The sequence below is a fragment of the Bradyrhizobium sp. Unk1 genome (assembly GCF_059512345.1).
In genome coordinates, this window is the sequence record NZ_JCAMOP010000045.1 from 45,431 (window position 1) to 70,108 (window position 24,678).

Consider the following 24,678-nt stretch of genomic DNA (forward strand, 5'->3'; position numbering starts at 1 on the left):
AACGCCTCGCCCATGACCGAACCCGTACTCTCCGTGCGCAATCTCCAGGTCGAGTTCGCCTCCCGCCGCGGCACGCTGCGCGCGATCGACGGCGTCTCGTTCGACATCGCCAAGGGCGAGGTGCTCGGCGTGGTCGGCGAATCCGGCGCCGGCAAGTCCGTCACCGGCCTGGCGGTGATCGGCCTGATCGATCCGCCCGGCCGCATCGCCGGCGGCGAGATTCGTCTCGCCGGCCAGCGCATCGACAATCTGCCCGCCGAGGAGATACGCCGCATCCGGGGAAAACGGATCGGCATGATCTTCCAGGATCCCCTCACCTCGCTCAATCCGCTCTACCGCGTCGGCGACCAGATCATCGAGACGATCAAAACCCACCTGAACCTGTCCGAGACGGCCGCGCGCCGCCGCGCCATCGACCTGCTCGCCGAAGTCGGCATTCCCGCACCGGAAAAGCGCATCGACGGCTATCCCCACGAATTCTCCGGCGGTATGCGCCAGCGCGTCGTGATTGCGCTGGCGATCTGCGCCGAGCCAGAGCTGATCATCGCGGACGAGCCAACCACCGCGCTCGATGTCTCCGTGCAGGCCCAGATCATCTCGCTGATCAAGCGGCTCGGCCGCGACCACGGCACCGCCGTGATGTTGGTGACCCACGACATGGGCGTGATCGCGGAGACCTCCGATCGCGTCGCGGTGATGTATGCCGGCCGCGTCGCCGAGATCGGCCCGGTCCAGGACGTTGTCAGGAATCCGCTGCACCCTTACGCCAAGGGCCTGATGGGCGCGATTCCGACGCTTGCCGGGGACGACAAGCGCCTGGTGCAGATCCCCGGCTCCATGCCGCGCCTGTCGGCGATCCCGCGCGGCTGCTCGTTCAATCCGCGCTGCGCCTTCGCCTTCGATCGCTGCCGGGTTGAACGGCCGGAGCCACTATCGCGCGGCACACAGTCCGTTGCCTGCCATCTCTACGACACCGTGCCTGCGGAGAGCGCGGCATGAGCACGCCTTTCGTCCAGGCCACAAATCTGCGCCGCGTCTTCGACGTCTCAAAACCCTGGCTCAACCGCATACTCGAATGCGGGCATCTCGAATATCTCAAGGCTGTCGATCACGTTAGCTTCGACATCAGGAAGGGCGAGACCTTTGCGCTGGTCGGCGAGTCCGGCTCGGGCAAGACCACGGTGGCGCGGATGGTCGTCGGCCTGCTGCCGCCGAGTTCCGGCAACGTGCTGATCGACGGCGTTTCGATGACCGATCCGCGGCAGGCGCAGGCGCGCCGGAAGCTGCGCCGCCGCATCCAGATGATCTTCCAGGACCCCTATGCGAGCCTGAACCCGCGCTTCCGGGTCGATGCCATCATCTCCGAGCCGATCCGCGCTTTCGACCTGATCCAGGGTGAGCGCGATATCCAGGCGCGCGTCGGCGAACTGCTCAGCCTTGTCGGGCTGCATCCCGACGACCGGTTGAAATTTCCACACGAATTCTCCGGCGGCCAGCGTCAGCGTATCGCGATCGCGCGAGCGCTCGCCTCCGATGCGGAGTTCATCGTCTGCGACGAGCCGACCTCGGCGCTCGACGTCTCCGTGCAGGCGCAGATCCTGAACCTGATGCGCGACCTCCAGGATAAATTCGGCCTGACCTACATGTTCATCAGCCACAACCTCGCCGTGGTCCGCCACATGGCGAGCCGCGTCGGCGTGATGTATCTCGGCCGCATCGTCGAGATCGCGGAGGGACGCGAGCTGTTCGCCCGACCGCGCATGCCCTATACCAAGATGCTGCTGGGCGCCGTGCCCGATCTCGCAATGTCGGGCCGCCAGCGTATTCCGGTGAAGGGCGAGATCCCGAATCCGATCCATCCGCCGCCCGGCTGCGCCTTCAATCCGCGCTGCCCGCTGGCATTCGATCTCTGCCGCAAGGAAGCCCCCGAACTGATCGCAGGCGTCGCCTGCCATGCGGTGAACACCGCGCCGGTCCCGGCGTGACGCGCGCGTGCCATGCGGTCCACGCATTGGCGGCACGGCATTGCCTGTGATCAATTGCGCGCGCGACAAATAAGGTAGCGAAATCCCATGGCCAGCAACGTCAATCCCGATCCCTTCACGACGCGCCCCGAGATCGAGGGCACGTTCGGGGTCGTCGCCACCACACACTGGATCGCGACCGCGGTCGGCATGGCCATCCTGGAAAAGGGCGGCAATGCCTTCGATGCCGGCGTCGCCACCGCGTTCACGCTCCAGATCGTGGAACCGCATTTGAACGGCCCGGGCGGAGACGTGCCCATCATCGTGCATGACGTCAAACGCGCACGCACCGAGGTGATCTGCGGCCAGGGCCCGGCGCCGGCGCGCGCCACCATCGCGCACTACAAGAGCGAAGGCCTCGACATGGTGCCCGGCACCGGCCTGCTCGCGGCCTGCGTCCCCGGCACGTTCGAATCCTGGATGATGCTGCTGCGCGACTACGGCACGATGCGCGTGCGCGACGTGCTGGAGCCGGCGATCTCCTACGCGCGTGACGGCTATCCGCTGGTCGAGCGCGCCTGCGCCACGATCCAGACCGTCGAGCAGCTTTTCCGCAAGCATTGGCCGACCTCGGCCGCGGTCTATCTGCCCAATGGTGAAGTGCCGAGGCCCGGCACGCTCTTCACCAACAAGACGCTGGCTGCGACCTACGCCCGCATTCTCAGCGAAGCCGAGAGCGGCGGCGGTGGCCGCGACGCCGAGATCGAGCGCGCGCGAAAGGCCTGGTCGCAAGGTTTCGTTGCGGAGGCCATCGACAAGTTCTGCCGCACCCAAGAGGTGATGGATGTCAGCGGCTCGCCGCATCGCGGCGTGCTCTCTGCCGACGACATGGCGCGCTGGCAGCCGACGATCGAGGCACCGCTCACTTACGACTATGGCCGCTACACCGTCTGCAAGGCCGGCGTCTGGAGCCAGGGTCCGGTGACACTCCAGCAGCTCGCGCTGCTCAAGGGCTTTGCGCTCGACGGGCTCGATCCGACCGGGCCGGAATTCATCCATCTCCAGATCGAATGCGCCAAGCTCGCCTTCGCCGACCGCGAAAAATTCTACGGCGATCCCAAGTTCAGCGAGATCCCGATCGCGACGCTGCTGTCGGACGCCTATAACAACGAACGTCGCAAGCTGGTGACCGAGAAAGCTTCGCTCGACCTTCGGCCCGGCACGGTCGAGGGTCTTGGCGGTGTGGTCAAGCTGCGCCGCGCCGAAGGACAGCGCGAGGCCGTCGGCGCACTCGGCGCCGGCGAACCAACCGTAGGCCGCTTCGGCGAGGTGCGCGGCGACACCGTGCATTTCGACATCATCGACAAGGCCGGCAACATGGTGTCGTCGACGCCGTCGGGCGGCTGGCTGCAATCCTCGCCGATCATTCCCGAGCTCGGTTTTTGCCTCGGCAGCCGCGCACAAATGTTCGATCTGGAGGAGAACCAGCCGAGTTCGCTCGCGCCGGGCAAGCGGCCGCGCACGACGCTGTCGCCGACCATGGCGCTACGCGACGGCGAGCCGTATCTGGCCTGGGGCTCGCCCGGCGGCGACCAGCAGGATCAGTGGATCACGCAGTTCTTCCTGCGCCACGTCCATTGCAACCTCAATCTCCAGGAAGCGATCGACGCACCGGCCTGGCACTCCGAGCATTTTCCGATCTCGTTCTGGCCGCGCACCGCGCGCCCCGGCGTGCTCGTGGTCGAGAACCGCGTGGCGAAGGCGACGATCGAGACCCTTCGCGAGCGCGGACACATTGTCGAGGTCGGCCCCGACTGGTCGGAAGGCCGCCTCACCGCGGCCTCGCGTGTCGGGGTGCGCCGCCGCGCCGCCGCCAACCCGCGCGGCATGCAGGGCTACGCCGCAGGGCGCTGAAGGCAGCACATGACCTGGTCGATCATCGCGCGCGATCCTGCCACCGGCCAGTTCGGCATCGCGGTAGCGACCCGTTTCTTCGCCGTCGGCGCGCGCGTGCCCTATGTCGCGGCCGGTCTCGGCGCCATCGCGACCCAGGCCTTCGTCAATCCCTATTACGGCATCGACGGCGTCAAACTGCTGCGCGAGGGCCTGAACGCGCATGACGTTCTCGCCACCCTGCTCGCGACCGACGACGGCCGCGAGAGCCGCCAGATCCACATCATGGACGCCAGCGGCGCGATCGCCGCGCATACCGGGCGCGACTGCGTCGACTGGTGCGGGCACATCGCCGGCAGCGGTTTCTCCATCGCCGGCAACATGCTGGCCGGCGCCGACGTGCTCGACGAGACGGCGAAGACCTATATCGCCAATGACAGCCTGCCCTTCCCGCGCCGCCTGCTTGCCGCCATGCGCGCGGGCGAGGCCGCCGGCGGCGACAAGCGCGGCAAGCAATCCGCTGCGCTCCTAATCCACGGCGAGGAGGAATGGCCGGCGCTGGACATTCGCGCCGACGATCATTCCGATCCGCTGGGCGAGCTCGAACGGCTGGAGCGCGTCAGTCAAGAACTCTGGGTGCATTTCCGCACCTCCATGCCGACGCGGCAGAACCCGGCAGGCAACACCGATCGCAGCGTCATCGACGCCAGCATCGCTGCGAGCCGAGCAAGGCAATCATGAGCGCAAGCCCTCTCATCGAGATCAAGGATCTGCGCATCCGCTTCCACGGCGACGACGGCCGCGTGACCCACGCCGTCGACAGCGTCGATCTCAGCGTCGCCAATGGCGCGACGCTCGGCCTCGTCGGCGAATCCGGTTGCGGCAAGAGCGTAACGTCGCTGGCGATCATGGGATTGCTGCCGAAGCAAAGCGCGGAAATTACCGGCGCGATCCGCTTCGACGGCTTCGACCTGTTGAAGACTCCTGACCAGACATTGCGCGACCTCCGCGGCAACCGGCTGGCGATGATTTTTCAGGAGCCTATGACGTCGCTCAACCCGAGCTTCACCATCGGCGACCAGATCATCGAGACCATTCTGCGCCACCGCGGCGGCTCCCGGCGCAGCGCGCGCGAGCGGGCCATCGAGCTCTTGCGCCGCGTCCACATCCCCTCGCCGGAGCGTCGCATCGACGAATATCCGCACAAGCTCTCCGGCGGCATGCGCCAGCGCGTGATGATCGCGATGGCGCTGGCCTGCGATCCGCGGCTCCTGATCGCGGACGAGCCGACCACCGCGCTCGACGTCACCCTGCAGGCGCAGATTTTGGAGCTGATGCGCGAATTGAAGGCGGCGAGCGGCGCCGCCATCATCCTGATCACCCACGATCTCGGTGTGGTCGCCGAAGTCTGCGACGAGGTCGCGGTGATGTATGCCGGCGAGATCGTCGAGCGCGCGCCGGTCGACGAGCTGTTCGCGATGCCGCAGCATCCCTACACCGTCGGCCTGCTGGGCTCGATCCCGCGGCTCGACCACCGCGCCGAGCAGCTTGCCACGATCGAGGGCATGGTGCCGAACATGGCGCAGCCACCCGCCGGCTGCCGATTCAGTGCGCGCTGCCCCTTCGTGCTGGACGCCTGCACCGAGGCGCCACCACCGCTGGTCGAGGTCAGCCCCGGCCACCTCTCGCGCTGCATCCGCGCGCCGCTCGAACTTCTGGTGTCGTGATGGCTCTCCTCGAGGTCGAAGGCCTGGTCAAGCATTTTGTCGCCGGGCGGTCGCTGTTCGGCCGGGCACTGGGGCATGTCAAAGCGGTCGATGGCGTCAGCTTCTCTCTCGACGCCGGCAAGACGCTGGCCCTGGTCGGCGAATCCGGGTGCGGCAAATCCACCGTCAGTCGCCTGGTGCTGCGGCTGATCGAGCCGGATGCAGGCACGGTGCGTTTCGCCGGCCGTGACCTGCTCTCGCTGGACGCCGGCGCGCTCCGCGCCTTCCGCCGCGAAGCGCAGATCATCTTCCAGGACCCCTACGCCTCGCTCAATCCGCGCATGACGGTCGGCCAGATTCTCACCGAGCCGCTGGCGCTGCACGATCTGGTACCGCCGGCGCAACGGCGCGAGCGCGTCGCGGAAATCCTGCGGCTGGTCGGCCTCGAGCCGCGGCTCGAGCGGCGCTATCCGCACGAGTTCTCCGGCGGCCAGCGTCAGCGCATCGCCATTGCCCGCGCGCTCGCGGTCGAGCCGAAATTGATCATCTGCGACGAGCCGGTCTCGGCGCTGGACGTCTCGATCCGTTCGCAAATCCTGAACCTGCTGCGCGAGCTGCAGGATCGGCTTGGGCTGGCCTATATCTTCGTCTCGCACGATCTCGCCGTGGTCAAGCACATCGCCGACCATGTCGCGGTGATGAACCTCGGCCAGATCGTCGAGACCGCCGAGGCCGATGCGCTGTTTGCAGCGCCCCGCCACCCCTACAGCCGTGCGCTGCTGTCCGCGATCCCCGTGCCTAAACCGCTGGCAAAGCGCAGCCGGATTGTGCTGCAGGGAGAGATCCCGAGCGCGCTCAGCCCGCCGCCGGGTTGCCGCTTCCACACCCGCTGCCCCTACGTGGTCGACCGCTGCCGCAGTGAAATGCCGCAGCTGGTGCCGGATGGCATCGGACATGCAACGGCCTGTCACCGAACGTCGGAACTGCCGTCCTCCGCGGCGATCGTCCCGTCCGACGGCGGCTTCTCGCCGGTCCTTGAAAAATTGGTCGCCGCCTTCAGCGGCGGCCCGGAAGCAGTCCGCGGCAGCGGGGTTAGTCCATTGGGAACGGACCCGGCATAGCCGCAAAACAGAGGTTGAGAGCGATGAGTTTCATGCGTTTGACAATCCTGGCGTCGGCTGTGCTGACGTCGCTCATGGGCGCAGCCCAGGCTCAGACCACGCTTCGCATCGGCATCGCCGAAGACCCCGACATCCTCGATCCCAGCATCGGCCGCACCTATGTCGGCCGCATCGTCTTCTCCGCCTTCTGCGACAAGCTGTTCGACATCGACGAGAAGCTCAACATCGTGCCGCAGCTCGCGCTGTCCTACGAGACTTCGGCCGACGGCAAGGAGATGACGATCAAGCTCCGGCCCAACGTCAAATTCCACGATGGCGAACCGCTGGACGCGGAAGCCGCAAAGTTCTCGCTCGAGCGGCACATGACGCTGCCGACCTCGTTCCGGAAGTCCGAGCTTGCCAGCGTCGACCATGTCGAGGTGGTCGATCCCCTGACCATCAAGCTGGTGCTCAAGACCCCCTACTCGCCCCTGATCGCCCAGCTCACCGACCGCTCCGGCATGATGGTGTCGCCGAAGGCGGCCAAGGAAGCCGGCGACAAGTTCGGCCTGCATCCGGTCTGCGCCGGCCCCTACAAATTCGTCGAGCGTGTCCAGCAGGACCGCATGGTGTTCGAGAAGTTTGCCGACTACTGGAACAAGGACAACATCCATATCGACCGCGTCGTGTTCCTGCCGATCGTCGACGCGACGGTGCGGCTTGCGAACCTGAAGTCGGGCGGGCTCGATCTGATCGAGCGCGTGCTCGCCACCGACATCAAGGACGTGCGCGCCGATTCCCGTCTCGTGCTGTCGACCGCGCCGGAGCTCGGCTATCTCGGCTTGACCGTCAATATCGGCAACGACAAGACCAAGGGGCCGCTGAGCCAGTCCGCAAAAGTCCGTCAGGCGCTGGACCTGTCGATCGATCGCGAAGCCCTCAACCAGGTCGTCTTCAACGGCGAGTTCACGCCCGGCAATCAGTGGGTCAGCCCGAAGCATCCCTATTACCAGAAAGCGTTCCCGGTTCGCGGTCGCGACATCGCGAAGGCCAAGGCGCTGCTGAAGGAAGCTGGCGTCACCGCGCCGGTGACGGTGGATTACATGATCCCCAAGGGCGCGGAGAACGAAGCCGTCGCCCAGGTCGTCCAGTCGATGGCCGCCGAAGCGGGCTTCGACATCAAGATCCGCGCGGTCGAGTTCGCCACGACCTTCAAGCAGGCCCAGGCAGGCGAGTTCCAGATCTTCCAGATCAACTGGAGCGGCCGCATCGATCCTGACGGCAATTCCTACATCTTCATGCGCAGCAAGGCGCCGCAAAACGACGGCGTGTACGCGAACCCCGAGGCCGACAAGTTGATGGAAGATGGACGCATGACGTCCAACGTCGAGGAGCGCAAGGCGATCTATGAAAAGCTGACCAAGATCCTGCTCGACGATTTGCCGATCATCTACATCTATCACCGCACACTGCTCATCGCACACACGACCAAGCTTCAAGGCTACAAGCAGATGCCCGATGGGCTGGTGCGCGTAGTCGGATTGAAGTTCAAGTGATCACGGCAGCGGTTGGGACGCGCGTGGAACCATGCTGAATTTCCTCGCCCACCGCATCGCGCAGATCGTGCCGACACTGTTCTTCGTGTCGGTGCTGATCTTCTCACTCCAGCAATTGCTGCCGGGCGATCCCGCGCTGGTGATGGCCGGCGAGGAACGCGATCCGGCCGTGATCGAGCAGATCCGCCAGCAGTACAAGCTCGATCAGCCGATCCCCGTGCAGTACGTCTATTGGCTCAAGGGCGTTCTCTCAGGCAATTTCGGCGAGTCTTTGCGCAACAAGATGCCGGTGCGCGAGCTGATCGCACAGAAACTGCCGGTGACGCTCCAGCTCGGCTCGATGGCGATCCTGATCGCGTTCCTCATCGGCATTCCCGCCGGCATCATCTCCGCGGTGAAGAAGGGCACGGTTTGGGACTATGGCGCCAATCTGTTCGCGCTGTGGGGAATCTCGACGCCGAATTTCTGGCTCGGAATCCTCATGATCTTCCTGTTCTCGATTCACTTGGGCTGGCTGCCGGCCTCAGGCTATGTGCCGCTCACCGAGAACTGGCGCGCGAGCCTGGCCGCCACCATCATGCCGGCCTTCGTGCTCGGCAACGCAATTTCGGCGGTCCTGATGCGGCACACGCGCAGCGCCATGCTCCAGGTTCTGGAGAGCGACTATGTCCGCACCGCGCGCGCGAAAGGTCTCTCCGAGCGCTCGGTGATCCTCAAGCATGCGATGCGCAACGCGCTGACGCCGATCATCACCCTCGGTGCGCTCGAGCTCGGCACGCTGTTGTCGGGCGCGGTGCTGACCGAACAGATCTTCTCCATCCCCGGCTTTGGCAAGCTGATCGTGGATGCCGTATTCAACCGTGACTATGCTGTGGTGCAGGGCGTGGTTCTGGTGACGGCCACAGTCTACATCACGCTGAATCTCGTTGCCGACGTCGCCTATGTCCTCGTCAATCCGCGGCTGAGGGGCTAGGCGATGACCGACGCAGCACTGCCAGTCGGTCCCGCCACGCAGGCCTACGAGCTGGACAGCCCGGCCCGCCGCGCGCGGCGGCGCCTGTTCAAGCGCAAGGCTGCGGTCTTCGGGCTTGTCGTGATCACGGCTTTCATCCTGCTTGCGGCCCTTGCCCCGCTGGTCGTGCCCTATGATCCCATTGCAACGAGCTGGAGCCTGGTGCGCAAGCCGCCCACCGCGGCACACTGGTTCGGCACCGACGATCTCGGCCGCGACATCCTGAGCCGCGTCGTCTACGGCGCGCGGGCCTCGCTGATGGCGGGTCTGATCTCGGTCGCGATCGCGCTCGGGATCGGTGTCCCTCTTGGTCTCCTCGCCGGCTATCGCGGCGGATTTGTTGACGCGCTGATCAGCCGGATCACCGATGCAATGTTGGCCTGCCCGTTCCTGATCCTCGCGATCGCACTGGCTGCCTTCCTCGGTCCCAGCCTCGGCAACGCCATGATCGCGATCGGCATCTCGGCAACGCCGATCTTCATCCGTCTGACGCGCGGGCAGGTCTTGAGCGTCAAGGCCGAAGACTATGTCGAGGCGGCGCGCGCGCTCGGCAATCCGCCGTGGCGGATCGCGTTCTCGCACATCCTGCCGAACATCCTGCCGGCGCTATTGGTGCAGGCGACACTGTCGATCGCCGCCGCCATCATTGCCGAAGCGGCGCTATCGTTCCTCGGCCTCGGCCAGCAGCCGCCGGCGCCGTCCTGGGGCAGCATGCTCAACGCGGCGCAGCGCTTCCTGACCCAGGCGCCGTGGATGGCGATCTGGCCGGGCCTTGCGATCTTCCTCGTCGTGCTCTCGCTGAACCTCCTCGGCGACGGCCTGCGCGACGCGCTCGACCCGCGCCAGCGCTAAGGCCTGATGGGATGAGCCTCGACCCGCGCCCCGACGTAGGTGCGTTCCCTCCCCCTTGCGGGGGAGGGTTAGGGAGAGGGGTAGCCCAGGAAAAGGTGCCGGTTGCTGATGACGCGCCGAGGCCGACGCGCAAAGGATAGAATCCCCGTGTGGCCCCCCTCCCTGCCCCTCCCCCGCAAGGGGGGAGGGAACGGAGAGAGCGCCGCTGTCGAGGACCTCAAATCACGGTCTCGCGCATCACGCGGCGGCAATCCATCTCGTATTCGAGGTCCACCACCGGCGGACGGGCGAAGTGCCAGGTCAGGCCGGAGCGCAACGCGCCGCGGCGGACCAGTTCGTCGACCAGCGCGTGATGGAAATCGTGCACGGAATAGGCCTGCACGCCAGTGGTGTCCTTCCAGCCGAAGCCGAAGGCCGTCATCCGGTTCTCCATCTGCGACGTCGTGGTGAACCGCACCTTCTCGCGGAGGCCCTCCGGACTGAGGTCGCGGTAGCGCACGGTGCGCTCGACATAGGTGCCGCCGCCCTCGCGCGCCTCGGCGCCACCGGCAATCACGAAGCTTGGTGCCTTCGAGGTTGTCGGACGCGTGAAGGAGAAGGCATAGAACGACGGCTCGGACGGCGGATCGAACTCCGGACAGACATTGCTGCGCGCCACCGGATTGGTGGTGCCGTCGAAGATGCCCCATTCCGACAGCGTCTTCACATAATGCAGGTTGAATGCGCGAAAGCCTTCCTCGCTGAAGGCCGCCGGTGAGCGCAACTCGCAGGCGCAGAACGCCGTCAGCGGACGCCCTGCTTCCTGGATATACTTCGCCGCGAGCGCAAATCCCTCGGCCAGCGGCACCATGCGGTCGAACCGAACCCGCTCGATCTCGTAGCCGTCGTCAGCGGCGGCACCGGCCGAATACTGGAACACGGACGGAATGAAACGATAGTTGCCGGCGGAGAAATCACCAATCATGTCGAACTCCTAATCCAGTTTCATGCGGATACCCTTGGCGCCGTTGAGCAAGCGCTTCAGGTGAAAGCCGGCCAGGGAATCGTCGGCGTGCATCCCGACCAGCGCGGCAAAGGCGGGCATGGCCCCGACGTCGCCGGCCTCCATCTTGGCAAAAGCCTCGGAATATTGCGCCGTCCTTGGCGCTTCGAACTTTTCCTGCGGCAACGGCTCGAATGCACGCAGCGGTTCGCTGCGTCCGCGCAGCATCAGATCGCCGACGGGACGGCCTTGAAAATGCTCCGCCGCCTTGGCGACGCTGGCACTGGCGCAGATGCGTGTTCCCAGATGCTTGTTGGCGGCCTCCAGCCGCGCCGCGATGTTGATGGTGTCTCCATACGCGGTGTAATCGAAGAAGCGGTTGCCTCCGAAATTGCCGACCAGCGCCGGCCCGGCGTGAATGCCGATCCGGGTGGTGCCGAAATTCACGCCCATGGCCCTCTGGCGCGCGCAGAAATCCTGCGCCCAGGCATCGAGGTCATGGGCGCAGGCGACCGCACGCGTCGCATAGTCCGGCTGATCGCCGGGCGCATTGAAGAGCACCTGGATCGCATCGCCGATGATTTTTGCGACCGTCCCCTCATGCGCGAAGATGGTTTCGGTCATCCCGCCGACATATTCGTTGAGGAGCGCGCCCAGCGTCTCGGGCGGCGCGCTCTCGACCAGGGAGGTGAACCCCGTGATATCCGTGAAGATGGTCGCGACATCGCGCCACTGCACCTCGATCCCCTCACCCTCGCCGCCGGCTACCAGACGCTTGGCGAGCTCGGGCGAGAAATGGCGCGACAGCGCGGCATGGGCCCGCTCCGCCTCCATCTGACGGCGCCGCACCTCGCGCAGCATCTCGATATGGCGAATGGTCTTCTCGATCGTGGCTTCCAGGTCGGCGAAGTCGATCGGCTTAGTGAGGAAGTCGAACGCGCCGCGGTTCATGGCGGTGCGGATGTTGCTCATGTCGCCGTAGGCCGAGACGATGATGGTCGATTTCTTGTCTTCGGCCTCCTGGAGCTTCGCCAGCAGCGACAGCCCATCCATCCTCGGCATGTTGATGTCGGAGACCACCATGTCGACATGCGGGTTCTGCTCGAGGGATTCCAGCGCCTCGACGCCGTCGCGCGCAAACATGATGGCCACGAGCCCGTCGCGGATCTGCCTGCGGAACTTCTGCAGGATCAGCGCCTCGAGGTCTGGCTCGTCATCGACGAAGAGGATGGTCGAAGTCATGCGGCTTGCTCGAGCCTCGTGTCGATCTCCTGCCGGAGCAGCGCAAAATCGATCGGCTTGGTGAGGAGCCCGATGGCGCCACGCTCGATCGCCTTCCGGCGCGTCTCGGCGTCGCCATAGGCCGTGATCATGATGACGGGAACGTCCGGATGCTCCGCGCGCACCTTGGGCAGCATGTCGAGCCCGCTCATGCCGGGCATGTTGATGTCGGACAGGATCAGGATCAACGAAGGGTCGCGCACCTCGGAGGCGAGCCTGAGCGCGTCGGACGCGGACGGCGCGAATTCCATCTGGAAGCGTCCGGCGCGCAGGTCACGCCGGAACTGCTGCCGGAACAGCGCCTCGACGTCGGGCTCGTCATCGACGACCAGGATGTAAACGTTCAACTCTTGCCTCCGGGAGTGCCGCCTGCCGCCATCATGCGCGGCAGCGTGATGATGAATTCGGTGAATACACCGGGCTCGGTGTTCACGTCGATCGTGCCGCCGTGCTGTTTCACGACGATGTCATGGCTCATGGACAGGCCGAGCCCGGTGCCCTCGCCGGCCGGCTTGGTGGTGAAGAACGGATTGAATAGTTTCGCCTTCACCTCGGGCGGAATCCCCGTGCCGTTGTCGCGGATCCGGATCTCGACCTTGTCGCCGAGATTTTTCGTCGTCGCGTTCAAGGTGGGCTCGAAGCCGTCCGTCGCACTCTCCTTGCGCTTGGCCGCAGCATAGAAGCCGTTCGAGATCAAATTGAGCAAGACGCGCGCGATCTCCTGCGGATAGACATCGACCATCCCGGCCCCGGGATCGAACTCGCGCTCAAGCGTGACGTTAAAGGCGGGCCGTTCCGCGCGCGCGCCGTGATAGGCGAGATTAAGGCTTTCCTCGACGATGGCATTGATATCGCTGGGACGATGCTCGCCGGAACCCGCGCGCGAATGCAGCAGCATGTTCCTGACGATGGAATCGGCGCGCTTGCCGTGCTGCACCACCTTTTCCAGATTACTCTTGAGCATGCCGGTCAGCTCGTCGATCTCCTCCTTGCTCTTGCCGTCGAAAGAGACCGACTGCAGGGTCTCATTGAGCTCGTCGATCAGTTCGGTCGAGACCGCGGAGAAATTGTTGATGAAATTGAGCGGGTTCTTGATCTCGTGGGCAATTCCCGCCGTGAGCTGACCGAGGGAGGCGAGCTTCTCGGTCTGGATGAGGCGATCCTGCGCGGCGCGCAGGTCGTCGAGAGATCGTGACAGCTCCTGCGTCCGCATGCGCAGCTCGTTCAACAGGCGCGTATTTTCGATCGCGATGACGGCCTGGTTGGCAAACGACGCGATCAGCGCGATCTGCTTGTCGTCGAAGGCGGCCGCTTCGACCCGGGCGACACCGATCGCGCCGATCACCTTTTCCCTCAACAGCATCGGCGTGAACAGGACCGAATTGAACCCGAAATCCCGCGCAAATTCCCTGGTGGAAGATGGTGCCGAGGGGTTGCCCAATATCGGCTGGAATTGCACCGTTCGCTTGGACAGAATGGCGAGGCCGCCCACCGTGTCGTCGGCCAGCGCGCGCGGATATCGCTCGGTCAGCCGCTCGAAGCCGGGCTGCCCATCTGCCGCCGGCATCTCAACCGTCCCATCGTGAACGGTCTGCACCACTGCAAAGCGGGTATCGAACATTCGCAGCAGATTTCGTACGATCGCGTCGAACACCGGCTTGGTGTCGTGCATTGATCCGCTGATCGACGCGAGAATCTCGGCGGTCGCAGTCTGTTGCTCGAGCGATTCACGCAGTTCCGCCGTCCGCTGCTCGACCTTGTTTTCCAAATCCGAATAGGATTCCTGCAGGCGCGCGCCCATGTCGTTGAACTGGTCGGCGAGTCCCTCGAGTTCGTCGCCGGTCCGGATCGAGATGCGCTGCGAGAAATCGCCGCCGCCGATCCGCTCGGCGCCGCTGCGCAGGGCCTGGATCGGTCCGACCATGCGGCGTGCGAGAAATATCCCCGCGAGCACCGCGAAGATCGACGCTGCGAGCAGCACGATCGCCAACCGCTGCAGCGAGGCATAGAGCGCAGCATACGCCTCCTCGACCGGGAGCTCGGCGAACATGGTCCAGTGCAGCGGCTCGAGCGGGGCCGATGCGGTCAGCACTTTTTGCCCCTGGATGTTGCGCGCCTCAGGAAGCACGTCGGACCTGGTGCCGCCTCCGGCCAGTGCGGCGCGCACCTGCGCGAGACCGGACATGTCGGTGTTGCGCAGGACCAGGCTGATGTCGGGATGCGCGATCAGGCGCCCCTCCGGGCCGACGACATAGGCATGTCCGTGCTCGCCGACCTTGATCTGGGACACGACGTCCCAGATCAGCTTGAGATTGACCTCCGCGATGCTGACGCCGGCATCCTTGCGCGCGCCGGCCAGCGCGAGCGTCATGTAGGGCTCGGACTCCCTGCGGAAATAGACTGGGCCGTAATAGACCTTGTGCGCGACCGCCTCGGTGAACTTCGGGTCGGCCGACAGGTCGATCCCGCTGTCGATCGCGTCCATGGCCAGCCGCGAGACCCGCAAGCGCTCCTTGCCGGCCGCATCGACCTGGGCGAGCTCGGTGATCGCGGGCACCTGGCGCAGGAGCCGTTGCGCGTCGAACCGGCGCTGCTCGATCGAGCCCGCCGACCAGGGCAGCTGCGTGGTCCAGCCGAGCTGGCTCTCGATCTCCTTGACGAACTGGCCGATCTTGGCCGCCGCCGCCTCGGCCTGTTCATGCTGGACCCGGATCAGCGCGGCCTTGTGCTCGCGATAATAGAAGAAGACCTCGAACAGCCCGTTGGCCAGCAGCGCTATGGCGACGACGGCCACGAACAGCGCGACATATTTGGTGAAGAGCCGGATCCTGATCCCGCGCGCCGCCGCCTCGCCGCGCACGACGCCAGCCGCGGCGGCGCCCGGCGCTGCCGTGGCTTGCGGGGTGTCGGGGTGGAGGGAGATGCTCATCCCGGCGAATCTAGCAAGAAGGCCGGATTTTGTCTCTCGCCAACGCGGAAAGGACTCCCCCGTAAGCCTGACGGCGTCTACGGGCTGCAGGGCAAATGAAAAAGGGCGGCAACGGAAGCCGCTGCCGCCCTCCTGGTTCGCTGACCTCGGCTTAGGTCGGGCGCAACGCCTTGGAATTGAGGTCGAGATCGTTGACCTCCTTGTTCCGCTCGGAATCGGCCGCCGCGCGGTGGTCGGTTGCCAGCACGACGTAGACCGCGGGCAGCACGAACAGCGTGAACAGCGTGCCGATCGACATGCCGGCGACCACCACGAGACCAATCGAGAAGCGGCTGGCCGCGCCTGCACCGGACGCAGTCAGGAGCGGGATCAGGCCGGTCACCATAGCGGCCGTGGTCATCAGGATCGGCCGCAGACGAATACGGGCCGACATTTCGATGGCCGAGCGGCGGTCGAGCCGCTCATTGACCTGGAGCTCGTTGGCAAACTCCACCATCAGGATGCCGTGCTTGGTGATCAGCCCGACCAGTGTCAGCAGGCCGACCTGGGTATAGATGTTCATGGTCGCCACGCCGAAGAACAACGGGATCAGCGCGCCGACGATCGCCATCGGCACCGAGATCATGATCACCAGAGGATCGCGAAGACTCTCGAACTGCGCCGCCAGCACCAGGAAGATGATGACCAACGCGAAGCCGAAGGTGACCGCGAGCTGATTGCCCTCCTGCACGTATTGCCGGCTGTCCGCGAGATAGTCGTGGCTGAAACCCGCTGGCAGCTTCTTGGCTTCGCCTTCCAGGAAGTCGACCGCCGCACCAACGGTCACGCCCGGCATCGGCACGGCGGAGAAGGTCGCCGAGTTCAGCTGATTGTAGTGCGTCAGCGAATTCGGGTCGGTCTTGGTCCGGATCGAGACCACCGTCGACAGCGGGAGCTGCTGACCGGTGTTGGTCGTCACGTAATAACCGCCGAGCGATTCCGGCGAGAGCCGCTGGCCGCGCGGCACCTGCGGAATCACCTGGTAGGAACGGCCCTCGAGATTGAAGCGATTGATGTAGTTGCCGCCGAGCAGCACCGCGAGCGTGCTGCCGAGATTCTGCATGTTGACGCCGAGATCCTGCGCCTTGGTGCGGTTGATCGTGACCTCAACGTTCGGCTGGTTATAGGCGAGGTCGCTGTCGGAGACGATGAACATGCCGCTCTTGCGCGCAGCGTCCTTCAGCTTCTCCATCTGCTCATAGACCGTCTGGAACCCGGCGGTGGAGTTGATCACCATCTGCACCGGCAAGCCGCCCGGGCCGCCGGGCAGCGGCGGCAGGTTGAACGCGAACGCCTGCACACCTTCGATCTTGGAGAGCTCGGCCTGCACCAGCGGCTTCAGCTGGATCGACGAGCGCTTGCGCTCCTCCCAGGACTTGAGCAGCATGCCGGCGATACCGCCCTGCGGGCCGTTGATGCCGTTCAGCACGAAGCGCAGATCGGTCTCGGGGAATTTCTGGAATTCCTTGTCGAGTTTCTCGCCATAGAAGTCGACATAGTCGATATTGGCGTATTTCGGCGCCTTAGTCACCGCGAACACGATGCCCTGGTCTTCCTCAGGCGCCAGTTCCTTCGACGTATGCATGTAGAGAAAGCCGACGAGCCCGAGGATCGTCACCGCGAACAGGCCGGTGATGGCCTTGTAGTCGAGCGAGCGGTCGAGCCTGCGGCCATACCAGCGCGTGAGCGCGCCAAACACCCTGTTGACGAGCTTCGCGAAGCGGCCCTCTTCGGTGTTCTTGAGCAGCACCGAGCACATCATTGGTGACAGCGTCAGCGCGATCACGCCCGACACGATCACCGAGCCGGCAAGCGTGAAGGCGAACTCGCGGAACAGCGAGCCGGTGAGACCGCCGAGGAATCCGATCGGCGCGTACACCGCGGCGAGCGTGATCGTCATCGACACGACGGGACCGACGATCTCGCGTGCGCCCTGTAGCGCCGATTGTACGGGTGTCTTGCCCTCCTCCAGATGGCGATGGATGTTCTCCACCACGACGATGGCGTCGTCGACCACGAGGCCGATCGCGAGCACCATCGCGAGCAGGGTCAAGAGGTTGAAGCTGAAGCCCAGGGCCAGCATCAAGGTGCAGACGCCGATCATCGACAAGGGAATCGTGACGACGGGAATGATGACCGAGCGGAACGAGGCCAGGAACAGGAAGATGACCACGATCACGATGATCACCGCTTCGCCCAGCGTCTTCTCCACCTCGTCGATCGAGGATTGGATGAACTTGGTCGAGTCGTAGGCGACCTTCATCTTCATCGACGGAGGCAGATTGCGTTCGAGTTCGGGGAACAGCGCGCGCACGCCCTTCACCAGCGTCAGCGGATTGCCCTGCGGCGTCGCCTGCACACCGATGAAGATCGCGTGCTCGCCGTTGAAGGCGACGCTCGCATCCGTGCTCTGGGCCGCAAGCTCGACGGTGGCGATGTCCTCCATCCGCACGAAGCCGCCGTCCTTGGCCTTGACGATCATCTTCTTGAACTGGTTGACGTCGGTCAGGCCGGTGTTCGTCGAGACGTTCGAGACGATGAGGTAGCCCTTGGTCTGGCCCGCCGCGGACTGGAAGTTGTTGGTGGTGATCGCGGCCGCGACATCGGCCGGCGACACGTTGCGGCCGGCCATTTTCACGGGATCAAGCCACAGCCGCATCGCAAAGGTCTGGCCGCCGAGAATGTCGGCGGAAGCCACGCCATCGACGGTCGACAGCACCGGCTGCACCACGCGCGTCAGATAATCCGATATCGCCGAGCCCGACAGCTCCTCGGACGAGAAGCCGAGATACATCACGGCCGTGGTCTGGCCCGTGGTCTTGGTGACGATCGGATCGTTGGATTCCTTTGGAATCAGGTACTTGACCGAGTTCGTCTTGGCCAGGACCTCGGTCAGCGCCTGGTTCGGATCGAAGTTCAGCTTGATGTAGACCTGGATCGTCGAGGTGCCGAGCACCGAGGACGAGGTGATGTAGTCGACGCCCTCGGCGGAAGCGACGGCCTGCTCGATCGGCGTGGTGATGAAGCCCTGGATCAGGTCCGCGGACGCGCCGGGATAGACGGTCGTGATGTTGATGACCGTGTTCGACAGCTTCGGATACTGCCGGATCGGCAGCACCATCGCCGCACGCAGGCCGATCAGCAGGATCAGCAGGCTGACGACGACCGCCAGAACCGGTCGCTTGATGAAAATATCGGTAAATGCCATCGCGGCGATCTCGATTTCTTTGTCTCAAGAAAAGTGATCCGGCCGAGCCGGATCACTTGGATGGTGTTGATCAGTAGCGCGGCGGCTGCGCCGGGATCTGCGGAGCCGGGTCGGTCGAAATCGACACCGGAGCGCCCGATTGCAGCTTGAGCTGGCCGACGGCGACGACCTTGTCGCCCGGCTTAACGCCCTTGATGATTTCGACGCGACCGTCGACGCGGTTGCCGGTCTGCACGAAGGTGCGCACCGCGGAGAGGCTGGTCTTGCCGTCCTGTTCCTTCTTCTCGGTGATCACGAACACCGAGTCGCCGTACAGCGTGTAGTCGACCGCCGTCTCCGGCACGGTGATCACGGCCGGCTTGTCCGGCAGCACAACCGTGGTGGTCACGAACATGCCGGGCTTCAATATCTTCTCCGGATTGGAGACAGTCGCCTGCACGCGGATGTTGCGGGTGTCGGTCGAGATCTGCGGCTCGATCGTGGTGATCTTGGCATCGAAGGTGCGGCCGGGGTAGGCGTCGACCTTGAGCCGGACCGGCTGGCCGACCTTGAGGTTGCCTGAGTCCTTTTCGGTCACGGTGAAGTTCGCCCACAGCTCCGACAGGTCGGTCAGCGACACGATCGCCGTGCCAGCCGTCAGATACTGGCCGACCTCGACCTTGCGCATGCCGAGATCGCCGGAGAACGGCGCGCGCACCAGCTTCTGCGAGATCAACGCCTCGGTCTTGGCGATACCGGCCTGCGCCTGGTCATAGGCGGCCTGCGCGGTATCAACGGTCGCCTGCGGACCGAACTGGCGCGATGCCAGTTGCTTGGCGCGATCGAGCGAGAGCTGGGCGACGGTCGACTGCGCCTTGTAATTGGCGAGGTCGCCCTGATCCGGCGCGTCGAACAGCTGCACCAGCGGCGTGCCGGCTTCGACACGCGTACCCGGCTCGAACTTGATCTCGGTGACGCGGCCGTTGACGTCGGCGCTGATGTCGACCTGGTGCACGGCGGCAAGGCCACCGACTGCGGTGAGCAGGTTCGGCACCACCTCGGACTTCGCCTCGGCCGCGCTGACCGCCGTCGGCGGCGGCTTGTTGTTGGCGAAGAACTGCTTGATCATCTGGCCGCGGAAGTAATTGAACCAGACGAGGCCGCCAACGAGCACGCCCAGGAGCGTGCCGACAATGATGAACCACAGCACCGGCCTAACCGGACGCTTGGGAGCCTTGGTGTCGATCGGTTCGCCCGAAATCTTGTGTTCGGTTACGATGTTCATGTCATGCGCTTTCTGCAATCGCCGTCTTGCCCGCATCCGCGGCCTGATCGCGGCCCAAATGCGAAGCAATTGCGGCGTCGTTAAGTCCGATACCCCTCAGGAGAAACTCACAGAGCTGCCGCTCCAGATCGTTCGCCTTGCCGTAGACGAGACAGGGCGTGGCCGGCAGCCTGGTCAGCGCAGCCATCATCACCGAATGATGCGCGAACCAGAACAGGTTGAGCGGATCGCCGCTGAACGGCCGTGCGTCACCGCTGGCAACCGCGCGCTCGAGCGAGGCGAGGAAGACCGCCCCGATCAACTTCTCGATTTTGGCATATAGCAGACGGGCGAATTCGCCGTCATCCAGATGGCTGGTGGCCATCAGTCGCAGGCGCTGCGCCTCCTCCTGATCAGGCCCGTCGGCGATGTGGAGGAAATGCTGGACCATGCCGCGGATCAACTCGACCAGCGTGGCCGTCGAGGGCTCCCGCTCGAGCAGGTCCATCAGTGCCGGATCGGCTTCGCATTCGTCGCTGAGGATTTCGGCGTAGAGCGCCGCCTTGGACGGGAAATGCTTGAACAGCAGCGCCTCGGAAATGGCCGCGGCGGCCGCCACGCTCTTGGTCGTGGTGCCGGTATAGCCGTGTCGGGCAAAGCAGCGCTTTGCGGCGCCGAGGATCAATTGACGCCTCAGGTCGCTCGTCATTCGCAATGAGCTCATGTTAGTGAGTAAGCACTCACCCACGCAAAAGTCAAGCAGAATGCTGCGACGCAACCTATGTGGGTGCAAACTTGTTGGAAAATGGCCACACTCCCCCGCCCGAAGGCCCCGGGCCGTCGCTCAGGACGGAGCCAAGCGGGGTTAGATCGGCTGGAAGCCGAGATCGCCACGGATCCGGTTGACGATGTAAGTCCCGTCCCGGACTGGGAGAATCCGGTCGAGGCTGGCGCTGTCGATCTTCACATTGGCAAATCGCGGCCCCGCCGAGACGTCGTGGACGGCTTTGGCGAAGGCCTCCACCTCGGCCATGGTCGAGATCGCGCGGGCGTCCCCGATGCCGCAGGCCCTGGCGACGCCGACGAGGTCGGCAGCCGCGGAAGTGTGGCTGGTCTGGCCACCGGTCTCACCATAGGCCTCGTTGTCGAGCACCACGATCGAGAGATTGGACGGCTTCTGCAGGCCGATGGTGGCAAGGCTCCCCATCCCCATCAGCATCTCGCCGTCGCCGGTGATGACCAGCACCGGCAATTTGGGTTGCGCCAGCGCCATGCCAAGCCCGATCATCGCCGCGCCGCCCATGCCGCCCCAGAGGTAGAAGTTGCGCGCGTGGTCGCCGGCGGCACACATGTCGTTGGTGGAGGCCCCGAGGCCGCCGATCGCAACGACGTCCTTGCGGTTCGCAAGCAGGGTGGACACCACCTGACGGCGGTCGAGGAGGTTGGCCTTGCTCATTTGGTGAAAACCTTGGCGCCGATCAGGCGCTGCGACAGCAGGACGGCGGTGGGCGTGAGCGCGTTGTAGGCTTGCGCTGCGGCCGCCTCCAGCACGGCCGGCACCTCGGCCGCATTGGACGCGCGCAGCACCTGGACGCCCGAGAGCTCGAACACGCCCTGCGTGGTCGATCCCATCGGCACCTGCCATGGATTGAACTCACCCCACTCGCCGCGCATGGTCACCAGCGTCAGGAACGGAAAGCGCAGGATCGGGATCAGCGACAGCATGTTGATGCAATTGCCGACGCCGCTCGACTGCATCAGAAGCACGCCACGCTGTCCGCCGGTCCAGGCCCCGGCCAGGAGCGCGACGCCCTCCTCCTCCGTCGTCAGCGGAATGCCGCGCATCGTGGATGAGGCCAGCACGCGTTGGATCAGCTTCGAATGGCCGGCATCGGGCACGTAAGGCACCTGCCGGACGTCGAAGCGTTGCAATGTCGCGAAAATATCGTCGGGCCAATTCGGGGCCGTGTCGGCAGCGTCAGCGCGGGCGTGCATTTTCCTGTCCGGTCGGCTTGCAAATCACGACACGACTGTAGACGGTGAGCCGAGCCGCTCGAAAGAGCGAAAACAGCATATCGGTCTCAACCGGCGAGTATGGCGGCGATGAACGCAAGTGCGAAAGAACTGGCGGCCAATTTCGATCTGGAGAAGCTGACACCCGCATTCTACGACGATCCCTACCCGACTTATCGTGCACTGCGGGAAAACGAGCCGGTCAAGCGCCTCCCCAACGGCACCGTGTTCCTGACCCGCTATGACGATCTCGTCACCACCTACAAGAACACAAAGTCGTTCAGTTCGGACAAGAAGCGCGAGTTCGCGCCGAAATACGGCGACACCCCGCTTTACGAGCACCACACCACGAGCCTCGTCTTCAACGACCCGCCCGCCCACACTCGCGTGCGCCGCCTGATCATGGGCGCGCTGTCGCCGCGCGCGATCGCGGGCATGGAGCCTGATATCGTCAAGCTGGTCGACAGCCTGCTCGATGCCATCGCCGCCAAGGGGGATTGCGAGCTGATCGACGACTTCGCCGCGTCGATCCCCATCGAAGTGATCGGCAATCTGCTCGACGTTCCCCACGACGAACGCGGGCCGCTGCGCGACTGGTCGCTGGCGATCCTCGGTGCACTCGAGCCGGTGGTATCGCCCGAAGTGGCTGCGCGCGGCAACAAGGCGGTGAAGGACTTCCTCGCCTATCTCGAAACCCTGGTCGCGCGCAGGCGCCAAAAGCCTGGCAATCCCGAGCGTGACGTGCTGACGCGCCTGATCCAGGGAGAAGGCAGCGGCGAGGAGAACGGCGAGCGGCTGACCGAGAAGGAGCTGCTGCACAACTGCATCTTCCTGCTCAATGCCGGGCACGAGACCACCACCAATCTGATCGGCAACGGCCTCGTCGCGCTGCACCGGAATCCGGACCAGAAGCAGCGGCTGATCGAAAACTCCGACATGATCAAGACCGCGGTCGAGGAGATGCTGCGCTACGAGAGCTCGAACCAGCTCGGCAACCGCATGACGACAGAGGCGATCGAGCTCGGCGGCGTCATGCTCGACGCCGGCACGTCGGTGACGCTGTGCATCGGGGCGGCCAACCGCGATCCCGCGCATTTTCCGGACCCCGAAAGTTTCGACATCGCGCGCACGCCGAACCGGCATCTCGCCTTCGCCACCGGCGCACATCAATGCGCCGGCATGGCACTGGCACGGCTCGAAGGGGCCATTGCAATCTCGCGCTTCCTGGCGCGCTTCCCGAACTATGCCGTGAGCGGCCATCCGGTGCGGGGCGGACGGGTGCGGTTCCGCGGCTTCCTGAGCGTGCCCTCCTCCATAGGTTGAGGGCCCTAAAACAATAAATTCGAAAACAACCCCATGCACAGTAGCGGAGGTTGGCGGAAGATTGCCTCTGTGGATCCACATAACCATTTGACTAGGGGAGGCAAATCAGCGGCATCGCGCATCTCGCCGATGCCCGGATCAATTTAAGCGTGGTGCAGTCGGTTGACGCCGGCACGCAGCAATGGAGTGACGAAAGATGAGCTCGTCCGTCATTGATTTCCTCGCAACAGAAGCGCGCCTTGGCGCCCGTAATTACGAACCGATCGGGGTCGTCCTGTCGCGCGGCGAAGGTGTCTGGGTCTGGGATACCGACGGCAACCGTTATCTCGATTGCCTCTCGGCCTATTCCGCGGTCAGCCAGGGCCATTGTCACCCCAAGATCCTGGCGGCGATGGTGGAACAGGCACACCGGCTGACGCTGACCTCACGCGCCTTCCACAACGACCAGCTCGCCCCGTTCTACGAAGAGATCGCGGCGCTGACCGGCTCCCACAAGGTGCTGCCGATGAACAGCGGCGCCGAGGCGGTCGAAAGCGCGATCAAGTCGGTGCGCAAATGGGGCTACGAGGTGAAGGGCGTGCCGGACGGCCAGGCCGAGATCATCGTCTGCGCCGATAATTTCCACGGACGCACGCTGGGCATCGTCGGCTTTTCAACGGACCCCGAGACCCACGGACACTTTGGACCGTTCGCGCCGGGCTTCAAGATCATCCCGTTCGGCGACGCCGCGGCGCTCGAAGCAGCGATCACGCAAAACACCGTCGCCTTTCTGGTCGAGCCGATCCAGGGCGAGGCCGGCGTCATCATTCCACCAGCCGGCTATTTCACCAAGGTGCGGGAGCTCTGCACGGCCAACAACGTCATGCTGGTGCTCGACGAGATCCAGACCGGGCTCGGCCGCACCGGCAAGCTGCTCGCCGAACAACACGAGGGAATCGAGGCGGACGTGACCCTGCTCGGCAAAGCCTTGTCCGGCGGCTTCTATCCGGTGTCGGCCGTGCTCTCGAACAACGACGTGCTCGGGACATTGCGACCCGGACAGCATGGCTCGACCTTCGGCGGCAACCCGCTTGCCTGCGCGGTGGCGCGCGCGGCGATGCGCGTGCTGGTCGAGGAAGGCATGATCGAGAACGCGGCCAGGCAGGGCGCGCGCCTTCTGCAAGGCTTGAAGGACATTCGCGCCAACACGATCCGCGACGTACGCGGGCGCGGCCTGATGCTGGCGGTCGAGCTGCATCCCGAGGCCGGCCCCGCGCGCCGCTACTGCGAGGCGCTCCAGGGCAAGGGTATCCTCGCCAAGGACACCCACGGGCATACGATCCGCATCGCCCCGCCGCTGGTGATCACCAGCGACCAGGTCGACTGGGCGCTGGAGCAGTTCGCCACGACCCTGACGCAGGATTTGTCTTGAAGCTGCCTGCGGCGGAAGATCGTACCTCCGGCCGCGGCCGACAACGAACCATTCCGCCATTTGTGCGCTGAAAGCTGATCACTGGGCGAGTACTCATCTGTGGACGCCCCGCCAGATGCAAGCGGTTTTTGAGGAAGATTGGCACGTAGTCGGATGCTGCCATCTG

Annotated in this window: 20 protein-coding genes; 11 read left to right on the forward strand and 9 right to left on the reverse strand. The window is 64.8% G+C overall.

Features of this window, described 5'->3' with window-relative positions; genetic code table 11:
• The first annotated feature begins 12 nt into the window (after positions 1-12).
• From AC5ZFO_RS38815 to AC5ZFO_RS38855, 9 genes are all read left to right on the forward strand, one after another.
• The gene (locus tag AC5ZFO_RS38815) at positions 13-999 is read left to right on the forward strand and encodes an ABC transporter ATP-binding protein (protein WP_038942057.1); all 987 of its coding nucleotides are present in this window, start codon (positions 13-15) and stop codon (positions 997-999) included.
• Positions 996-1,985, forward strand: a complete 990-nt coding sequence (locus tag AC5ZFO_RS38820) for an ABC transporter ATP-binding protein (protein WP_496123486.1) — start codon at positions 996-998, stop codon at positions 1,983-1,985. Before AC5ZFO_RS38815 ends, AC5ZFO_RS38820 begins: the two co-directional genes overlap by 4 nt.
• Before the next feature lie 87 nt (positions 1,986-2,072).
• Positions 2,073-3,878, forward strand: a complete 1,806-nt coding sequence (locus AC5ZFO_RS38825; protein WP_496123487.1) for a gamma-glutamyltransferase family protein — start codon at positions 2,073-2,075, stop codon at positions 3,876-3,878.
• A 9-nt stretch (positions 3,879-3,887) separates the two neighbouring features.
• Entirely contained in the window at positions 3,888-4,598 is a 711-nt protein-coding gene (locus tag AC5ZFO_RS38830) for a DUF1028 domain-containing protein (protein ID WP_282524771.1), read from the forward strand.
• Positions 4,595-5,584 carry an ABC transporter ATP-binding protein gene (locus AC5ZFO_RS38835; protein ID WP_282524772.1) on the forward strand — a complete coding sequence of 330 codons (990 nt, stop codon included), beginning with the start codon at positions 4,595-4,597 and terminating at the stop codon, positions 5,582-5,584. Before AC5ZFO_RS38830 ends, AC5ZFO_RS38835 begins: the two co-directional genes overlap by 4 nt.
• Complete coding sequence (locus tag AC5ZFO_RS38840) at positions 5,584-6,684, forward strand: ABC transporter ATP-binding protein (RefSeq protein ID WP_496123488.1); 1,101 nt, start codon at positions 5,584-5,586, stop codon at positions 6,682-6,684. Before AC5ZFO_RS38835 ends, AC5ZFO_RS38840 begins: the two co-directional genes overlap by 1 nt.
• A 23-nt stretch (positions 6,685-6,707) precedes the next feature.
• Positions 6,708-8,219: an ABC transporter substrate-binding protein gene (locus tag AC5ZFO_RS38845; protein ID WP_282524774.1), complete on the forward strand. Its 1,512-nt coding sequence runs from the start codon at positions 6,708-6,710 to the stop codon at positions 8,217-8,219.
• A 31-nt stretch (positions 8,220-8,250) separates the two neighbouring features.
• Entirely contained in the window at positions 8,251-9,192 is a 942-nt protein-coding gene (locus AC5ZFO_RS38850; protein WP_014496956.1) for an ABC transporter permease, read from the forward strand.
• Positions 9,193-9,195: 3 nt separating this feature from the next.
• Positions 9,196-10,083, forward strand: a complete 888-nt coding sequence (locus tag AC5ZFO_RS38855) for an ABC transporter permease (protein ID WP_282524775.1) — start codon at positions 9,196-9,198, stop codon at positions 10,081-10,083.
• Between the two features lie 217 nt (positions 10,084-10,300).
• Here the strand turns inward: AC5ZFO_RS38855 and cnbZ are convergent, their stop codons facing one another.
• The 9 genes from cnbZ to AC5ZFO_RS38900 form a co-directional block, all read right to left on the reverse strand.
• The gene (gene cnbZ, locus AC5ZFO_RS38860) at positions 10,301-11,047 is read right to left on the reverse strand and encodes a 2-amino-5-chloromuconate deaminase CnbZ (RefSeq protein WP_282524776.1); all 747 of its coding nucleotides are present in this window, start codon (positions 11,045-11,047) and stop codon (positions 10,301-10,303) included.
• Between the two features lie 9 nt (positions 11,048-11,056).
• Positions 11,057-12,307, reverse strand: coding sequence for an adenylate/guanylate cyclase domain-containing protein (locus tag AC5ZFO_RS38865; RefSeq protein WP_282524777.1), 1,251 nt, complete (start codon positions 12,305-12,307; stop codon positions 11,057-11,059).
• Positions 12,304-12,693, reverse strand: coding sequence for a response regulator (locus AC5ZFO_RS38870; protein WP_014496960.1), 390 nt, complete (start codon positions 12,691-12,693; stop codon positions 12,304-12,306). Before AC5ZFO_RS38870 ends, AC5ZFO_RS38865 begins: the two co-directional genes overlap by 4 nt.
• Positions 12,690-15,275 (reverse strand): sensor histidine kinase, encoded by a 2,586-nt coding sequence (locus AC5ZFO_RS38875; RefSeq protein ID WP_496123489.1) that lies wholly within the window; start codon positions 15,273-15,275, stop codon positions 12,690-12,692. Before AC5ZFO_RS38875 ends, AC5ZFO_RS38870 begins: the two co-directional genes overlap by 4 nt.
• Positions 15,276-15,426: 151 nt before the next feature.
• Positions 15,427-18,522, reverse strand: coding sequence for a MexW/MexI family multidrug efflux RND transporter permease subunit (locus tag AC5ZFO_RS38880; protein WP_282524779.1), 3,096 nt, complete (start codon positions 18,520-18,522; stop codon positions 15,427-15,429).
• A gap of 70 nt (positions 18,523-18,592) precedes the next feature.
• Positions 18,593-19,786, reverse strand: coding sequence for an efflux RND transporter periplasmic adaptor subunit (locus AC5ZFO_RS38885; protein ID WP_282524780.1), 1,194 nt, complete (start codon positions 19,784-19,786; stop codon positions 18,593-18,595).
• A gap of 1 nt (position 19,787) precedes the next feature.
• Positions 19,788-20,489 carry a TetR/AcrR family transcriptional regulator gene (locus AC5ZFO_RS38890; protein WP_071915901.1) on the reverse strand — a complete coding sequence of 234 codons (702 nt, stop codon included), beginning with the start codon at positions 20,487-20,489 and terminating at the stop codon, positions 19,788-19,790.
• A gap of 141 nt (positions 20,490-20,630) precedes the next feature.
• Positions 20,631-21,221, reverse strand: a complete 591-nt coding sequence (locus AC5ZFO_RS38895) for a thiamine pyrophosphate-dependent enzyme (protein ID WP_282524781.1) — start codon at positions 21,219-21,221, stop codon at positions 20,631-20,633.
• Positions 21,218-21,760 (reverse strand): hypothetical protein, encoded by a 543-nt coding sequence (locus AC5ZFO_RS38900; RefSeq protein ID WP_014496966.1) that lies wholly within the window; start codon positions 21,758-21,760, stop codon positions 21,218-21,220. The genes AC5ZFO_RS38895 and AC5ZFO_RS38900 overlap by 4 nt, the downstream gene beginning before the upstream one ends.
• 108 nt (positions 21,761-21,868) lie before the next feature.
• Here AC5ZFO_RS38900 and AC5ZFO_RS38905 point away from each other — a divergent pair, with 108 nt between their 5' ends.
• Complete coding sequence (locus tag AC5ZFO_RS38905) at positions 21,869-23,101, forward strand: cytochrome P450 (protein WP_282524782.1); 1,233 nt, start codon at positions 21,869-21,871, stop codon at positions 23,099-23,101.
• Between the two features lie 196 nt (positions 23,102-23,297).
• Positions 23,298-24,512, forward strand: coding sequence for an ornithine--oxo-acid transaminase (rocD, locus tag AC5ZFO_RS38910; protein WP_282524783.1), 1,215 nt, complete (start codon positions 23,298-23,300; stop codon positions 24,510-24,512).
• The last annotated feature ends 166 nt before the right edge of the window (positions 24,513-24,678 follow it).

Excerpts from the sequence above, each read along its gene's own strand:
- AC5ZFO_RS38815 (WP_038942057.1), top strand. The coding sequence starts at position 13 with ATGACCGAACCCGTACTCTCCGTGCGCAATCTCCAGGTCGAGTTCGCC.
- AC5ZFO_RS38820 (WP_496123486.1), top strand. The coding sequence starts at position 996 with ATGAGCACGCCTTTCGTCCAGGCCACAAATCTGCGCCGCGTCTTCGAC.
- AC5ZFO_RS38825 (WP_496123487.1), top strand. The coding sequence starts at position 2,073 with ATGGCCAGCAACGTCAATCCCGATCCCTTCACGACGCGCCCCGAGATC.
- AC5ZFO_RS38830 (WP_282524771.1), top strand. The coding sequence starts at position 3,888 with ATGACCTGGTCGATCATCGCGCGCGATCCTGCCACCGGCCAGTTCGGC.
- AC5ZFO_RS38835 (WP_282524772.1), top strand. The coding sequence starts at position 4,595 with ATGAGCGCAAGCCCTCTCATCGAGATCAAGGATCTGCGCATCCGCTTC.
- AC5ZFO_RS38840 (WP_496123488.1), top strand. The coding sequence starts at position 5,584 with ATGGCTCTCCTCGAGGTCGAAGGCCTGGTCAAGCATTTTGTCGCCGGG.
- AC5ZFO_RS38845 (WP_282524774.1), top strand. The coding sequence starts at position 6,708 with ATGAGTTTCATGCGTTTGACAATCCTGGCGTCGGCTGTGCTGACGTCG.
- AC5ZFO_RS38850 (WP_014496956.1), top strand. The coding sequence starts at position 8,251 with ATGCTGAATTTCCTCGCCCACCGCATCGCGCAGATCGTGCCGACACTG.
- AC5ZFO_RS38855 (WP_282524775.1), top strand. The coding sequence starts at position 9,196 with ATGACCGACGCAGCACTGCCAGTCGGTCCCGCCACGCAGGCCTACGAG.
- cnbZ (WP_282524776.1), bottom strand. The coding sequence starts at position 11,047 with ATGATTGGTGATTTCTCCGCCGGCAACTATCGTTTCATTCCGTCCGTG.
- AC5ZFO_RS38865 (WP_282524777.1), bottom strand. The coding sequence starts at position 12,307 with ATGACTTCGACCATCCTCTTCGTCGATGACGAGCCAGACCTCGAGGCG.
- AC5ZFO_RS38875 (WP_496123489.1), bottom strand. The coding sequence starts at position 15,275 with ATGAGCATCTCCCTCCACCCCGACACCCCGCAAGCCACGGCAGCGCCG.
- AC5ZFO_RS38880 (WP_282524779.1), bottom strand. The coding sequence starts at position 18,522 with ATGGCATTTACCGATATTTTCATCAAGCGACCGGTTCTGGCGGTCGTC.
- AC5ZFO_RS38885 (WP_282524780.1), bottom strand. The coding sequence starts at position 19,786 with ATGAACATCGTAACCGAACACAAGATTTCGGGCGAACCGATCGACACC.
- AC5ZFO_RS38890 (WP_071915901.1), bottom strand. The coding sequence starts at position 20,489 with ATGAGCTCATTGCGAATGACGAGCGACCTGAGGCGTCAATTGATCCTC.
- AC5ZFO_RS38895 (WP_282524781.1), bottom strand. The coding sequence starts at position 21,221 with ATGAGCAAGGCCAACCTCCTCGACCGCCGTCAGGTGGTGTCCACCCTG.
- AC5ZFO_RS38900 (WP_014496966.1), bottom strand. The coding sequence starts at position 21,760 with ATGCACGCCCGCGCTGACGCTGCCGACACGGCCCCGAATTGGCCCGAC.
- AC5ZFO_RS38905 (WP_282524782.1), top strand. The coding sequence starts at position 21,869 with ATGAACGCAAGTGCGAAAGAACTGGCGGCCAATTTCGATCTGGAGAAG.
- rocD (WP_282524783.1), top strand. The coding sequence starts at position 23,298 with ATGAGCTCGTCCGTCATTGATTTCCTCGCAACAGAAGCGCGCCTTGGC.